The organism is Parashewanella sp. 2304DJ23-3 (assembly GCF_056591695.1).
This window is the reverse complement of the sequence record NZ_JBWQOH010000006.1, coordinates 38,806-54,830: the sequence shown is the minus strand read 5'-3', so window position 1 is coordinate 54,830 and position 16,025 is coordinate 38,806. Positions and strand designations below refer to the sequence as shown.

Sequence of the window (16,025 nt, the reverse complement as noted above, 5' to 3'; positions counted from 1 at the left end):
TCCAGAACAGCCTAATATTGTCATATCAGCATGTAGTTAGTATCTAGTGACTTTTTGATGCAAAGCGTAATGCTTTGAATCAAAGCTAAAACTTCTGCGAAGTTTAAACACCTTGGGCATTCAGCCCAAACCCGACCAAGAAAGGGTTCTACAGCAAACCCTCTCTTGGATCTCTCCATGCCGCCCAAACGAAGCTAGGCGTTTCAAACATTCTTGAATAAATGCCTAACGCCTCAGATGGTACATCCATGTACCACTGAGACTAGACCGACGTCCATGTCGGTCTTACGCCATTTTATATTCAATAATATTTTCAACAGCTTCGATGGGAAGTATCAGCCCTTAAACGATATCTAACTTTTCTTTAAATTAATCTGATAACTTTGCAGGCTACGAAGGTTCCCATGACAAAGTTGTTATGAGTTATCAGTGAAAATATCGTGAGCGCAGCATGGACGCTGCGCTAGCTTCCGAGGTACATGGATGTACCATCGGAAGCGTTAGAATATTTTTGCTGTAAGACGAATAATGTTTAACTTTGTGGGGCGGCACGGGATGATGCAAGAAGGGATTTGCTGGTGAATCCCTTTTTGCTCCGGTGTGGTTGGAAAGACCACGACCTTATAAAGTGCGTAGCACTTTCAATAAATGCCCCATTCCTTGCTGGCAATGACTATTCACTGCAATACGATTTCTAATGTTACAAGCTAAAAGTCAGTAGGATTTTGTTCTTGGAAAAAGAGGTTGATAGCTTTAAGTAATAGACTTTCAACAACATCAGTAAGGGGCAATTGCTCAAAGTCTTTTCCTAAGCTTATGATACTGTGTTAAACAACTACAATTTGTAGTTAAAATGTGTAGTAAATTGGAACCCAACTAACTGCTCGAGTCGTCCGTTTAAACACTTTAGCACTATGATTCGTATGGTTTTTTCCAGTATTCAGAAACACCACTCATTCCAACACGCTGAAGTCCAATTGTGTGATCACGCCTAATCATCTGATAGAAGTGTGTTTTCTTATTATGGTACCTCAGCAGGTGAGATATTGCAGTTTTAGTTTCAATCGACGTTCGAAGACCAAAAGTAACGCTAGTTATCGCATCAATTTCTAGGTTGTAAACACGCCCACCAATATCGGGACACAAGAAACGCCATTCTTTTTCATAAGCCCAGTCTAATGACTTAACAGATAGCATTTTAAAATAAAGTTCCATAAGGGATTCATGGGTATTTGCCATACCAGATTTTGCGTAGAGCAAGTATGCGTTTCTGATAATCTCACTTTCTTCCATATAGGTAACTTTGCGTAGCCAATCTATAGCTCCATTTGGTGATTGTGGAGATAATTTCTCAGGGTCGTATCCAATGCAAATACCAGTATGATTATCTGCATAGTGAGACCACATGGTAGTGCTTTTGGCATCTTCAGAAAGGGATAAAATACCTACTTTTTCTGATTCTTTTTCCCAAAATTCACAGAATACTTCGACTTTTTTCTTTAAAAAATCATTTGGCTTATTATCTTGGAATAATTTTTCTAAGAAAATTGGAGCATCATCATCTTTCAGATACATTTCTTTAAATTGTGAAAATGCGTCTTCAAATTGCTTTAAGGTTACATCTGTAATGCTAAGTTTTAATTGCGCATCGAAAGGATCATTAAGTTGAGATGGCTTCGGTATCCATAAACCTTTGCTTAATAAACTTAAAATTGAATATTTTTCAAAATCACGATACTTATATAATTCTTTTGGAATATTCAATAGACAACCTTATTGTGCTAGCAAAAGTATTAAGTGGAGAACAAAATTATTCATTACAGTCACTTACTTTTAATTAAAAAAACATAAAATATCATATTGTTACCAACAAATAACTAGTTTCCTTACAATTTTGAGGGAGATAAAATTATGTTTATTATAGCTGCCGTTGTGCGCACTTCTGTCGCAAGCCATAAGTTGTATTTTTAGGACTTATCGTGGTTTTAAGTAATTTGACCTTAGAGGTACTTTTTTACTGTAATCGGAGGATTATGAATTGAAACTGAAACTCGGAATTGTCCAAAAACTCGCTTTACCCAGAATAGACAAATCACTTGATATGGCTATTCTGAAAAGCAAGAATCAAACAAATTGTATTTCAAAAGCCTAAGCTTTTATAATGCCTTATCAGAACAAACAAATATCAATATGAAAGCCTTAGAAAAAGTTTATAGATTATTACTGCTCCTGATTGGTATTACAGGCATTGTGGTCTTGTATGCGGGTAATCTATTTCTGCTGATTGATGGGGCGCATATTGATCCTGCTATGCTATTTTTCTTGCCTTGTCCGATAATCTGTCTTTACTTTGGTCTATCGCCTAAAAAGAGATTAGCTTTGCTAAAGTATTTCAACCGAAAACATACGATAAAAGCCTAAGAAACTTTCTTAGTTTCATTATCTAACTTCTTACTATAAAAACCTTTCTTTCCATCTGGCCTTGTTTTAAAGATTCTTAAAAACCACATGTACTGCTCTGGCGATACTTTAATAACTTCTTCCACTGTCTTATTCAAGACTGTAGCTTCTTCTTCCTTAGACGTTAAAGATTCAAGATGAAGTGGTGTTTGTAGGTTGACGTTAAATCTATGAGTCGAATCACAATAGGTTAAGTTTACTGGGATGACTGTGGCGTTTGTAGCTTTAGCTAAGCGGGCAACAACGGGAAGTGTTGCTTTTGGCGTTGAAAAAAACGGTGCGAATACTGAGTGCTTAATGCCAAGATCTTCATCGGGTAAGTATAAAAAGCATTTTTTATTTCTGAGTTCAGTAATCACACAGCGTAAACCTGCTTCACGCTTATAAATCTTACCACCGTTTCCTGTTCTAATCTTGGCTGCAATCCAGTTATAAATCGGATTCTTATGAGGTTTAGCCATCGAAACCATGGGAATTTCAGCGTTTAGTCTTAAACCTGCAAAGTCTATTCCCCATACATGCGGAAGAATGAAGATTACTGGTTTGTCATTATCTAGACTTTGCTGAATAAACTCTGAGCCTTTGATAGCAACTTTATTTGCAAGTTTTTCATTGTCACAAAGTAGCAATTGAGTTTGCGAAAATATTTCAGTTAAAAAGTTAACCGTATTTTTGTGAAGTAGTTTATCTACCTGCTGTTTGGGAAGATCAGGAAAACAGGTAGTAATGTTTACTCTTGCAATATGAATCGGTTTTTTGGCAAAGAGAATTACTAGACTCGCCAATTTATGAGAGAGTTTTCTTCTTGTAGAGCAGGGTAATAAACCTACTAGAAATACAACAAGTACACCTATCCAAGTACCAATGTATCTTGGGTGTAAAAAAGAAAGCTTAAATGTAGGCTTAAAAAATAAATTTCTCTTAGACAATTTCTTCACCGAATCCATGGTTTTAGGGAATAGCCGGTTATCCTAACCGGCTTGAGTTGCATTATATCTTACTGAGTAAATAATCTAAACCGCCAGTAATGGCCGCAACTTGTGCCAAGTTACATTCTTTGACCGTTACTTTGGGGCTGTCTGGATAAACTTCAGTGGTTGTGCAATATTGACGACTTGTAAAGCCAGCGCATAAACCTAAAGCTTTAGTTGGGTAGTTGATAACCCCATCCTGCTCAACAGGTTTACTTAAAATTTGTCCGTCAGCTTCTGGTGGTGCGATGTGAGTTACTTTTTTAACGGAATCAATGATTGCTTTTTGGAACTCATATTGTGGTAATTCACTGTCGCCGACGAGATAAAACCCATCGGGGATTGTTCCCTCTTTACAAGATTTACCATCACGGGAAGCTAAAGCAGGTCTAAATTCATTTTCATCAGAATCAGTGGTTTCATGAAGGTCAATGTGAACAAAAATAGGTGTAGATAATCCATTCACAAAAGCCATAACCTGAGCAGCTTCTTCTGATGGCGAGCTTTCAACAAATGAACGGTTTGGATCTACGGCGTTCGGGTTCCAACGATTTATGGTTTCATATCCCCAAGGGCTGATACAGGGAGTAATGACTAAATTGAAATGTTCTAAATATTTAGCTGCAAATTCTTTAGCAAAAAGTATAGCACCTTGAACACCACTGGTTTCATAGCCGTGGACGCCACCTGTGATAAGTGCTGTTGGTTTGTTGCTGTTCCAGTTTTTAGACTTTAGAGCGAAAAGAGGGTACTTTTCTGGATTAATTGGAAGAGAACCATATTGAATGATGTCAAAGTTATCACTTACATCTTCAAGCTTCGCTAAAACTTCTTCGTTATAGCTACGCTTTAGCGAGGTAGTGTTATACCACTGTTGTTTTTCACTTGCTCCCCAAGGGGTGTTAGGTGTTCCGACGTGATAAAAATGTGCCATTACTCTGCCTTTTATTTGTTTTTCCGACAGAATAATGGAACTTGAGTTATCAATCAAAGCTTTGCGAGAGCTTTGGCCGCTAAATGTAGTTTTTTGTCATCTGGATTAGATGTGATCGTTTTACCAAGCAGTTTTCCATGTTTATCGATAAAGATGGTTGTTGGTGTGCCTTGTACGCCATACGCTTTAGCTGCTTGCTCTCCATTTAATAGAGTAGGGAAATCAATACCTCTTTGCTTTAGCACTAAAGCGGGTTGTGCACCTTTTTCTTCATCAAACGAAATCCCGATAACTTGAACTTTGTGAACGCCATTTTTGTCAGTAAATTTATGATAGATTTTGTTCAAACCAGGTTGCAGTTTTTTACAGTAAGGGCACCACGTTGCCCAAAACTGAATTATCAATGGCTTACCTGCATAACTCTGTAACGTATGAACTTTACCCGATGCATCTTTTAGAGAAAAATTGGGAGCAGGTTTAAAACTATCGGCTGCATAAACGTTTAGGCTGAAAAGAATCAAAGCCAAGCCAGTAAAACTTTTTATGAGATTTTTCATATTATTACTTCTAGTGCTAAATAGGATGAGTTAACTTAGACCGTTAATAACACAATATTTTTTCATTGATCCAGTAAGGAAAACACATAAGTTATGCTGACAACACATTCAAGGAAGGGAAAATTAGTATTCTTAAGCCAACATGAAAGTGAAAATGGACGCTTAGCCATTCAGCAAGCTCTGGGAAAAAAGTCTAAAAGTATTGGTTATCTAGCATCACAACCTGACTCTGAGCGAATGTATTTCAACGCAACTCAAAGGTTTTATAAAGAGTTAGGTTATAAAATGGGCGTATATCTGGAGCTTGAAAGTGAGTTCAATTCACGTTCGCTTGAAATGCTATTAGCCCAAGATGCAATACATCTTAGTGGCGGAAACACTTTTCGGTTTCTTGAGTTTATCAAAGAACGCAACTTAGATAAGCGATTGATTGAGTTCTATTTAGCTGGTGGAGTACTTATCGGTGTTAGTGCAGGTGCGATGATAATGACATCATCCATTGAGTCAGCTGAGCTTTGTGGAGACGTCAATTCTAACAAATTGCAAAATTTGAGTGGTTTAAGTTTGGTTGATTTTATGATTGTTCCACATGTTAGTGATAAATTTCTTATGATTGAAAAAGGGCGCGTGCCTTCAAACTGTTTTTTAATGGGTGATAATGATGCGCTGATAATTGACGGTAATGGTGAGAGTGTTTTGTTCGGCAATCCGATTCTACAAAACTAAGCTATTTCACCTTCGGTTGTGTCTGTAACAATTAGTTCATCAATAAGTTCAAACTCTTCTAGAGGCTGTATAGCCTCAACTGCGGCTACTTCAATCTCAGTTTTTATTTTCCATAGCACTCTTCTGAAGTCATTTTTATAAGCGAAATCATAAGCATTATCACCGTTACTATCCTTCCAAGACAGTTTCAAGCCTGACTTTATTAATATGTCCATAATATCAAAGTTATTCGATCTAGCTGCAAAATGTGAAAGAGGTTCATTGGAGGAAAAAACATCTAAATTAACGCGTTTTTTGCAAAGCCAATCAACAACACGGCTTCTTTTTGACTCTATTGCAACTAAAATTGGTACATTCGCATCTGAGTTTCCAGAGTCTAAACTCGCACCTTTATCAAAAAGCTTTTGAGCTGTTTTAATGTCTCCAGCTTTTATACAAAGACTCATACAGGTCCAATGCCCTTTTTTTGAAACGGCGTCTATATTTTTAATTGGGCAGTATTGTAATAAGGCATCGATAGCTTTTGTATTTGAACTGATGATCGCTCGCTGAAGTGGAGTATAGCCTTCTTCATCTTCATCAGTATTGGCATCAACTTTTGCTACACCCAATAACTTGATGTTTTTTGTTGCAGAATGAAGCGTAGCATTGTGGAGTGCGGTTGAACCATTTGAATCTTTAAGCTTCAACATTAACGATTCTTTTGATAGTGAAGCTTCGAGTTTATGAGCTGCTTCGTCATTTTTTGCATGTTCTAAAAGCGCAAGCTCTGCTAGCGGTAAGTATGGAAATCTATTCAAGATCAGATATAAAAAGCCAAAAAGTTTTTTTGCTTCACAATACTTAAGTGTTTCATGTAGGTTTTCGCCCATTCCTAGGAGTGAAAAGTTATATTTAAGATGAGGAAAAGGCTTGGCGCCATAACAGAGCAGTAAATTACAGCATTCAATGTGTTTATTTTTATACGCTATTTTAAGAGCAGTCCTGCCTTCAGCATTAACTGATTCTGTATCAACGCCCATTTTGAGGAGAAAAGTCATAACGTCTAATTGTGCATTAGAAGTTGCAATCATCAATGCTGTATTGCGTGAGCCTTTAAATGCAATTTCAAGGTCAACACCTTGATTGTAAAGTAATTTTACTAGCTGTATGCTATTTGTTTGAGTGGCCATACACAACAATGAGTCAGCGCTATTTTCAGTTTGAAAATCAGAATCTTCTAAATGTACTCTTTCTACCAAGAGTTCTACTGCAATTTCGTTTTGGGCAACTATTGCTAATTGAATAGGGGTGAGAGCCTGATTATTTTTTGTCGAATGCACTTTAGCTCCTAGCTCTATAACGCTTTCGATGATTTCAGAATCTCCAATATTTACGGCGCAGTGTAAAATGGTATTTCCATCTCTGTCAGTTAATTCTGTATTAAGTACAGTATCTTCCTTAGGTATAACGTCCTCTATATTTTCTCCTTTTTTTATGCTCTCGAATAACTGTACTTCCAGGATTGGGTAAGTTGGCTTTCTTTTTAGGATAAATTCGACAATAAAATCCAACTTTAGCTGAGTTGCATGTTTAAGTACCTCTAACTCACAACCTCCAATCCCAAGGCTTAATAGTGTATGTTTATGTATCCTAGGGCGAGATGAAGATAGCGCCAATAATGCGTTAAACATAATTGGTGATTGAAGTTTAGAGCAAAGCTCAAATACTGTGCATTGATTATGATCTAAACATTTAAAGTCTGCACCAAATTCAGCGACAAGTTGAATCAGTGGTAGTTTTTCTTGCGACACTGCATATAACAGTAGTGTGGGCTGTTTACCTACGCATGGTGTATTTACATCTGCTCCATTTTCCAGCAAAAATTTCAAGATTGATTTACGGTCATTGGTCATAGCGACTTCTAGGCGACTTGCTTTTTTAGGGGAGGACTCTGAACTGAGGTTGATATCAAAGTGCTTCCTAAAGCTCATCATTATACTAACAGCAGCAGTGTTAGAACTATGAACCGCCAACTCAAGAGCGGTAAAATTATCATTATTTATAACATTATGGATACTTAAACCTCTTAAAATTAACGCCTCCACAGGCTCTGGGTCTAGATGTTCCGCTGCAAGGTGTAGGAATGTATTTTTATTTTCATCTATACAATCAAGACTCAAATTTGGATTGTGATTTAAAATCTGTATAACTTCAGAGGAGTTTTGGTTTTTGATTGCTTTGTACAGTTGGCATTCTGCAATTGGAAATTCAACGACTCTTCTTAGTAAAACGCTTGCGATTGCATCTAATTTCATTTTTTGAATTTGAAAAAGAGTATCAATATGTATTGATTCTTTGTCTTCTGGAAATAACGCTTTAATGATCAGCTCTGCTTGCTCATTTGTCTTATAAGGTTTGAATCTACGTGATGAGAATGTTGCACCCCATTTGATCAAGGTATTACAAGCTAAATAATTCTTTTGCTCTATAGCTATATCTAATACGGTTTTACCTTGTTCATTGATGGAGTCGACATCGATATCATGCTGTATTAACAGCACTGTGCCTTCATGAAAACCTATATTTATTGACAGTAATAAAGCATTGAAGTTAGTGAGGTCATCATTTTTAGATAAACTGTTATTTTGTAACAGGAGCTTAAGTGTTTTTAGGTCTTTTAGTTTCAAAACCATAATGAGTGGAGAGGCGCAACTGGTTGATATTGGAGAGTTGATATCTCCAATATCCGTATATTTTAAGAGCGCCATGACTGCGTGTGCATCACCATTTAGGAATGCAATTTCCAGTGCTGTTTTCCCATTAGAATTCTTTACATTGTTAGAGTGAGTACTGTACTGAGCGATTAATTCAATTAGTTCAATGTTTTTGGTTAATACGGCTAGGTGAAGCAATGTATTTCCATCTTTATCTTGCGAGTCTAAAGTGAAATTGGATGGCGCTAGAATTTTAACTAAATTCAAATTTTCTCTTTTGATTGCACATTCCAATAAAAGTAATTGTTGTTCGGGTGAAAGTAACGAAAGGCTTTCAGGTATGGCTTCAGGCATCTTTTCTGAATTTTTTGAAGCTTTATAATATTTTAAAAGACGTGTGCCAGAGTTAATTGAATTATGCAGATGATTAATAAAAGTTGTTTGGGATACTGTAAAAGAATGAGATAAATCTTTGCCTTTTGGGGTGTGAAAAACAAATTGAGTTGATTGATCTATGTCGCTCAAAGAGCTCTCTTGCTCACAATGACCATGTTCAAATGGAATATGGCTACTATTTGATTCAGAGTGAGGGGAGTCAGTTAATTCAATCCATTTGTATGCGTATTCATCAACCTCTTGGTTGGCTTGTTGTTCAAATGAAGGCTCTCCTAATGAATCTGATTCTTCATCATTGGAACTCTCAGAAATTTGTTTACTATTTCCACCATCTTCATGAAATAGATCCATCTCCATTGCATTATTAGGAGATTCAAAGGTGAGTGTTCTACTTTTTTCAGAAATAGAGCTTTCGTCTTCAGATTGAGGAGCAGTAAATTGTTTAATTTTCTTTTCTACGCTTTCAGACGATGAGAGGAGCATCACTCTGTCTTTAGAAAAGCTGACTTCATATATTTTTTCATGAATATAGTCATCGCTGATAAAGCGAAAAGTGATATATGAAGTCTTCGTTGATAATATCTCTTTAGCCAGTGCAGAGTATGACTCGACGCAAGCGTGATTACGGAGATCAACGATATAAATTGGATGCAAAACTTTCTTCAAAAATTAGGTTGTTTTGATGATTTTACCAAGTTATAAATTTATCAATGGATTTATAAATTAAGATTAATTTTCAATTTAAAACAGGTTAAACCTAAATGAGTTTTTTAGTAACTAATCTAATTAATTCATCTTTAGATACTTTTTTATTTAAGAGTAACTGTAAATTTTCTTGGAAACTTAATTGTTGCTCGTTAATAATTAAATGCTCAAAAAATTGTGTATTCAGACCGTGCTTAAGACTGTATTGATACAGGTAAGAGGCTAAATCTTTTTGCCAGAGAACTGCATAATAATTGGGCCCGGAGTCGATCATCCCCTCAAAACTCAATAGATAGTTATTTTTAATGGGAAATTGAGAGCCAAATGTAGATGTAAGCAATGATGTTAAATCATGCTCTGTGACGCCTTTTTTTGTATAAAGTTTTAATGCTATTCTTGCTCTAAGAATATTAAGCAGTTTTAAATATTGCTTAGCCAAAGCTTGTCGTTGATTCGGTATACTTTGGCTTAATTGATTGGAAATAAAGTACTTTGCCAACCATTGTTCTCCGATATTCGCTGAATCATTGCTCTCAATTGCATTGCTTGTAAGGTAGCTATCTGACGTTTTAGCAAAATCAGCGATCACTTTTGCGAGTTGAGTCAGAAGATATTTTTTCTGGCTTAGTGTCTTTAAGTTTGAGGTTGTGAATACTCTAGCTTGAGCATACTGGTAACCAATAACAGGGTAACGTATGACATCTGAAGGTGCCTGATATTGAGCGTCTGTAATGAGTATCATGTCACCAAGAAGGTGGCCTTTGTACCATAAGCGTATCACTTGATTATCAATAAAATCATGGCGAATCGAAAATTTAGTCAGATTCTTTAAAGCATTCAATATAAGTTTTTTAGCTTCAACTTCTGTTTTGTTTTGAAGAGAGTTAGGAACATTTGCCAAATCAGAACCAATGTTCCATGGGAGGCTTGCTTTTTTATTGGCTTTTATTGTTAAAAACTGTTCGATTAACTCGGGTGTATCTAAAAAATTATTTGCAATGACAAGGTGAGTATAGTCAGCGTAGCCATTATTTTTAGCTTGTTGCGTTCGGATTTCTACTATCTCATTTAGGGACTTAGCAAGATAAGGTCGTTGATAGAACTGGTTCCAAACGAGTTTTCTGCACTCTTGATTTGGTTGGTTAATGAGGTAACTGGAAATAGAGTACTTTTCTTCAAAGCCGAATTGAGTGAAACCATGTAAAGCGCATTTTTTATTTCCCACTGTAATTCGAGCTGTTTTTGTTTTGAGGTTACTTCTGAAAATGGCTTCCATTGTTCTAAGCCGCGCTAAATCATTTTCAGGTATAAGTTTTTGTTTTGAAACTTTTAGCTGTAAACCAAGTAATTTTTGCTTTGGAATCGAAGAGCTATTTAACGCATCTATAAAAGTGTTTGAAGATTTAGAACGAATGAAATTCTCCCAAATTTTAGCAAGTTCCATTTGGCAATTAATAAGCTTTTCAGTAGTACTTGTGCTTAGAGGGAATTGTCTGAGGTAATTTAAACTATCACTAATGTTGTTGATAGCAAGGCTTTGTTGTTCATAACGATGCTGCTGCTCAGCAAGGGGAGTATCTGACAAAATATCAATGCTAGGTAAGCTTTCACACTGAGTATAAAGTAGGTTGATTAACGACTGTTCAGCTTTGACTTGAAGACAAGTGAGCAATAATGGAATGCAAAGGAGATATTTAGTCATTGACGTGCTAAGTGTCGATTATTCATGTGGTTAGGATAGATTGAAAATTCAGAACTGTGGAGTATTTAATTGTAATAAAAAATACTCCATCAGGTGAGCTTACTTTAAGTCGTGATTAGGTTCGTTTTTCGTTGCAACGATGGTTGCACGCATTGGAGCAGGATACCCTTCAACCGTTTTTGTAACGTCATTTGGATCAAGGTAATCGACCAATGATTCGTTTCGCATCCAATCAGTACGTCGTTGCTCAGCTAATGATGTAGTGTCTACATCTACACAACGAACATCAATAAAGTCACACTTTTCTAGCCAACGTATAAGTGCTTTAACTGATGGCAAGAACCAGACGTTGTTCATTTTTCCATAACGATCTTGTGGAACGAGAACAGTACTTTCGTCACCTTCAACAACTAATGTTTCAAGTACTAACTCACCACCTGTTCTAAGCTGATCACGTAATTGCATAATATGATCGATAGGAGAGCGACGATGATACAACACGCCCATCGAAAACACGGTGTCGAATGCATCCAATGGTGGTAACTCTTCTATGCCTAAAGGCAATAAATGAATCGGTAAATCGGGTGCATTTGTTAAACGTTTAATGGCTTCGAATTGACAAAGAAACAAGCTCGATGGATCGATGCCAACGACTCGCTTGGCTTCTTCTCCGAGCATACGCCACATGTGATAACCACTACCGCAACCAACATCAAGTACTGTTCTGTTTTTTAAAGAAGTTATGTGTGGACTCACACGCTCCCATTTCCAATCACTGCGCCATTCAGTATCGATATGAATACCGTGAACGCTATATGGACCTTTGCGCCAAGGGTGAAATAGTTGCAATAAGTTTTCTAGTTTCTCTCTTTCACCTCTGGATAGCTGTTCGCCAGAACCAATGGTGACGCTGCTGGTAAAGTCGACATTATTTGGCGTTGGGTAATTAAGTTTTCTGAGTACTTTTTCCCATTTAGGGAGGGTGCCATGTTTGTGACTACGTTGCCAATCACCCAAAATAGATGGAATGGTTTCTAACCAGTGATTTAAATTTGAGTCAGCAATTTGCTGGTAAAAGGAAGTAAAAGAAATCATTTAATTGCTACCATTGAGGCAAAGTTAAAACACTGGAACCAAACACTGGCTTGTTGAAAACCACATTCATTTAGTCGTGATATATGAGAGTCAGCGGTTTCTGTTCTCATTACGTCTTCAAGCGCTGATCGTTTTTGGCTAATTTCGAGTTCACTGTAGCCATTAGCCCGCTTAAAGTCGAGATGCAGATCATCCAATAAATGCTGTATTTTTGGTTTACTGAATTGCAATTTTTCAGACAAAATTAGAGCACCGCCTTCAACTAATCCATTGTAAATTTTTTCGATTAATTGTTTTCTGGCAGCAGGTTCTAAAAATTGCAAAGTAAAATTCAATACAACAACTGAAGCATTTTCAATATTGATGTTATTGATATCGGCACAAACAAGCTCAACGGGAATGTCACTTCGATAAGCGCTAATATGTTCACTGCAACGCTTTATCATTGATTCACTGTTATCAACGGCAATAATTTTTACGTTTTCAGTCGATATTTTACGACGCATACTAATTGTTGCAGTACCCAATGAACATCCTAAATCATATACATTGGTATTTTTTTGAACAGTTTGAGCTGCAATATCACCTATTGAAGCGATAATTTGCTCATAGTTAGGAATTGAGCGACGAATCATGTCATCGAAAACACCCGCAACGTTATTATCAAATTTAAATTTGTCGATAGTTGAGTGAGGGCGAGCGTAAATCTTGTCCTGTGAATGAGTCATAGATTAAAAAGTGAATAAAAACTGTAGGTATTTTATCTAAGAGTCTGTGATGGCAGCAAGTGGAAGGACTAGTATTTTCATTAAAAATCCTGTCTAATACATTTTATAAACAAATTGTTTACATGTGATCGCGCGCTAAGGAATGGCCTTGAAGACATTTATTCGATTATCCGCTCTTTTCTTTTGTTCTTTCATTTCTTTTTTAAGTGTATGTAAAGAATCTCCGCTGGTTATTGCTGTAGGGGATGACAGTTTTCCTTTCCAGTATCAAAATGATGTGGGAAATGCAGATGGATACCTGGTAGATCTATGGAAAGAGTGGGGTAAGTCAACGAATACACCTATTGAGTTTCGTGTTGCAAATTGGCCTGAAACTCTAGAAATGGTTGAGAATGGTACTGCTGATGTTCACGCTGGTATGGCGAACACTCGCCCCAGAGAATTGATTTTTGAATTCGGTGAGCCACTCGCTCAAGTATCTGCTCATCTCTATGTTCATCGCTTAGCCGATCATGTGTTAACCCTTGAAGATGTCTCTGGCTACGCGATAGGTATTGTAAAAGGATCTGCTCATAAGGCATTACTATCAAAATTAATCCCGGATGCGAGTTTTAAAGTATTTGATTCTCGAACTTCGTTACTCGACGCAGCAACGAAAGGTGATATCTTGGTTTTTGCAGGTTTGAATGGCTACCTTAGAGAGCGTTCAAGGCAGTTTGATATTACTGGATTATTTCCTTATGAAAAAAGAATTAAAATATCTGAAATACCACTGCAAATAGCTACTTCAAAGCGACAAGCGAGTTCGTTATCGAAAATTAATGAAGGTTTCTCTCAACTAACAGATGCTTCAAAAAGAGAAGTGAAGCAACGTTGGATCGGTTTTGATAGTCATCACGTTGCAGGTATTAGCGTTGCACTTTCAAAAAATAATGAGCCATTCTCAGAGCTTGGAATTAACGGCATCCCACATGGATTCTACATTGATTTATGGCGTGCATGGTCTCAAGCAGCTAAAACGAAAGTTAATTTTGTTTTTTATGATAATAACGAGAGTCTTACTGCATTAAAAGAAGGCGATATAGAAGTTGTTATTGCTAACCCAGAAAGCCTAAACGACTCAGAATTAATAGATGCTTGGAAGCTCAATGATGTCAAACATAGATTGTTCATTCATTCTAATAAAAACGAAAAGATAGATAGGTTTGATAATTTAAAAGTCGGTGTTTTAGCGGGTGTTACTTATTATGAAAATTTAAAAAAAGCACTCAATAAATCAAACATCGTTGTGTTTGAAAACGTAACCAATATGATGCAAGCATCAATAGAAGGTAGTTTGGATGGTTTTATTGCGCCAGCTGCTGCAACTCAACATAAATTACTGATTGATGAAATTTGGTCGGAGTTTTATCAAGTTCCTGATGTCGAATATAGTTCGCCTGTCTATGTTGTCATTCAACGGGGTAATGAGGGGCTGCGAAGTAAACTCGTCGAAGGGTTCAATCGTTTACCGTACAGTCAGCTTTCTGAAATGGAAAAAAAGTGGGTTCTTAATCCAGCAGATCAAGTTCACTTAGTTTCTGATACCATTCTTACTCTGTCTGCAAATCAAATCGATTTTTTAGAAAAGTTACCTGCACTCAAGTTGGGATATTTGAAAAGCTGGGCTCCACTCGAGTTTCAAGATGATAATGGTGATTTTAATGGTATTAACGCTGATGTTATAGAACACATCAAGACCCATTTAAAACTGAAAATTCAACCTATTGCATATGATACCTGGCCTCAATTGTTGGATGCACTAAAAACAGGTGACGTTGATATTGTTGGCAGCGTAGCTAAATCTAATGATAGAGAAAAGAGTTTTGAGTTTTCGAGTTCTTATTGGCCAACTTCCTGGGCGATTGTATCTCGGTTTGAACATGCCGGATTGTTCAGTTTGAACCAGCTAAGTAATTTAAAAGTTGCTTTGGTGAACGGTTATGATGTGAAAGATAAACTGCTGTCGATAAGCCCTTCAATTAAAATCATTCCAGTTGATAATACTCAGTCTGGCGTTGAAGCTGTTGCAAATGAAAAAGCGGATATATTCATTAATAAACTCATGACGCTAGCCTCATTAATGAAAAGCGAAGGTTATCATGATTTAAATTTGTCCTTGTTGCCTGAAATATCAATGCAGCAAAGCCACTTTGGTGTAAATCCTAAATATAACGAACTCATACCACTTTTGAATATTGCTTTGAATCAACTCGATCAAACAAAAAAACAGGATATATATTTAAAATGGGTACCTGGTGCAAATTTGAGTGAACATTATAAGTACCGTCGTTGGATGACGTACCTATCAGTTATATTAGCGGTAGTGACGTTAAGCTTTCTCACTTATTGGCGAATGAATAACAAAGTGCAAAGAGAAAGGGTAAAGCGTCATAAAGTTGAGCAAAGAATTCAGTACTTAAATACACATGATAATTTAACAGGTCTTTTAAATCGTCGATTACTTGATGATAGATTGACAAGTGCTGTGCTCACTCACAGCCGTGAACAAACACGTTTTGCAGTAATGTTCATTGGTTTAGATAATTTCAAACTCGTTAATGAAATGAAGGGCTATAGTAATGGTGATGAATTATTGATTGCCGTCGCTAATGCATTAGCAGGAACTATCAGAAAATCGGATACGCTTGCCCGCTTTGGTAGCGATGAGTTCGTTATTGTACTGAATAGAGCCCAAGAGTTTGATGCCGTTTGCCAAGTTGCAGAAAATGCCCTGGTAGCATTAAATCGTGTTACTGAAGCACAAGTGCCTGATGTGCCGGTCACCGTTAGCATTGGTGTTGCATTTTATCCTATGGATGCCGATAACCCTATTGAGCTTTTAAAGCAGGCTGATAAGTTGATGCAGCTTGCTAAAGATACTCCTGAAAACAGTTATATGACGAGCTAGTCATTACCCTAATTAACCTGAGTTTTGCTTAAGTATCGCTTAGGTTAATTAGCCCTTTTACCATTCGATTACTTCAAAAAACACAAACTTGGTTGAACATTAGCC

At 36.8% G+C, this 16,025-nt stretch carries 10 protein-coding genes; 2 read left to right on the top strand and 8 right to left on the bottom strand.

Translation table 11 applies throughout. From position 1 onward, the window contains the following. Positions 1 to 912 precede the first annotated feature (912 nt). The 4 genes from AC1EU2_RS12525 to AC1EU2_RS12510 form a co-directional block, all read right to left on the bottom strand. Positions 913 to 1,764, bottom strand: a complete 852-nt coding sequence (locus AC1EU2_RS12525) for a DUF2971 domain-containing protein (protein ID WP_480298617.1) — start codon at positions 1,762 to 1,764, stop codon at positions 913 to 915. Positions 1,765 to 2,417: 653 nt separating this feature from the next. Then, positions 2,418 to 3,389: a lauroyl-Kdo(2)-lipid IV(A) myristoyltransferase gene (lpxM, locus tag AC1EU2_RS12520; protein ID WP_480298616.1), complete on the bottom strand. Its 972-nt coding sequence runs from the start codon at positions 3,387 to 3,389 to the stop codon at positions 2,418 to 2,420. A gap of 61 nt (positions 3,390 to 3,450) precedes the next feature. After that, positions 3,451 to 4,365: a M14 family metallopeptidase gene (locus AC1EU2_RS12515; protein ID WP_480298615.1), complete on the bottom strand. Its 915-nt coding sequence runs from the start codon at positions 4,363 to 4,365 to the stop codon at positions 3,451 to 3,453. A 53-nt stretch (positions 4,366 to 4,418) separates the two neighbouring features. Then, positions 4,419 to 4,922, bottom strand: coding sequence for a TlpA family protein disulfide reductase (locus AC1EU2_RS12510; protein ID WP_480298614.1), 504 nt, complete (start codon positions 4,920 to 4,922; stop codon positions 4,419 to 4,421). A gap of 93 nt (positions 4,923 to 5,015) precedes the next feature. Between AC1EU2_RS12510 and AC1EU2_RS12505 the strand changes: the two genes are divergently transcribed. Then, positions 5,016 to 5,648, top strand: coding sequence for a Type 1 glutamine amidotransferase-like domain-containing protein (locus tag AC1EU2_RS12505; protein WP_480298613.1), 633 nt, complete (start codon positions 5,016 to 5,018; stop codon positions 5,646 to 5,648). Here the strand turns inward: AC1EU2_RS12505 and AC1EU2_RS12500 are convergent. The 4 genes from AC1EU2_RS12500 to cmoA form a co-directional block, all read right to left on the bottom strand. Beyond that, positions 5,645 to 9,406, bottom strand: coding sequence for an ankyrin repeat domain-containing protein (locus AC1EU2_RS12500; RefSeq protein ID WP_480298612.1), 3,762 nt, complete (start codon positions 9,404 to 9,406; stop codon positions 5,645 to 5,647). The two genes, AC1EU2_RS12505 and AC1EU2_RS12500, sit on opposite strands and share 4 nt — an antisense overlap. Positions 9,407 to 9,497: 91 nt before the next feature. Next, a complete protein-coding gene (locus AC1EU2_RS12495; protein ID WP_480298611.1) occupies positions 9,498 to 11,147 on the bottom strand; it encodes a M3 family metallopeptidase in 1,650 nt (549 codons plus the stop codon). Positions 11,148 to 11,246: 99 nt separating this feature from the next. Continuing rightward, positions 11,247 to 12,242 (bottom strand): tRNA 5-methoxyuridine(34)/uridine 5-oxyacetic acid(34) synthase CmoB, encoded by a 996-nt coding sequence (gene cmoB, locus AC1EU2_RS12490; RefSeq protein ID WP_480298610.1) that lies wholly within the window; start codon positions 12,240 to 12,242, stop codon positions 11,247 to 11,249. Then, complete coding sequence (cmoA, locus tag AC1EU2_RS12485) at positions 12,239 to 12,970, bottom strand: carboxy-S-adenosyl-L-methionine synthase CmoA (protein ID WP_480298609.1); 732 nt, start codon at positions 12,968 to 12,970, stop codon at positions 12,239 to 12,241. The genes cmoB and cmoA overlap by 4 nt, the downstream gene beginning before the upstream one ends. A gap of 148 nt (positions 12,971 to 13,118) precedes the next feature. On the opposite strand from cmoA, the gene AC1EU2_RS12480 reads away from it, so the two are divergent. Continuing rightward, on the top strand, positions 13,119 to 15,920 hold the full coding sequence (locus AC1EU2_RS12480; protein WP_480298608.1) for a transporter substrate-binding domain-containing protein: 2,802 nt from the start codon (positions 13,119 to 13,121) through the stop codon (positions 15,918 to 15,920). Positions 15,921 to 16,025: the final 105 nt, after the last annotated feature.

Bases quoted from the DNA above. Each gene is read 5' to 3' on its own strand.
- AC1EU2_RS12510 (WP_480298614.1), bottom strand. From the start codon at position 4,922: ATGAAAAATCTCATAAAAAGTTTTACTGGCTTGGCTTTGATTCTTTTC.
- AC1EU2_RS12515 (WP_480298615.1), bottom strand. From the start codon at position 4,365: ATGGCACATTTTTATCACGTCGGAACACCTAACACCCCTTGGGGAGCA.
- cmoA (WP_480298609.1), bottom strand. From the start codon at position 12,970: ATGACTCATTCACAGGACAAGATTTACGCTCGCCCTCACTCAACTATC.
- AC1EU2_RS12495 (WP_480298611.1), bottom strand. From the start codon at position 11,147: ATGACTAAATATCTCCTTTGCATTCCATTATTGCTCACTTGTCTTCAA.
- cmoB (WP_480298610.1), bottom strand. From the start codon at position 12,242: ATGATTTCTTTTACTTCCTTTTACCAGCAAATTGCTGACTCAAATTTA.
- AC1EU2_RS12505 (WP_480298613.1), top strand. From the start codon at position 5,016: ATGCTGACAACACATTCAAGGAAGGGAAAATTAGTATTCTTAAGCCAA.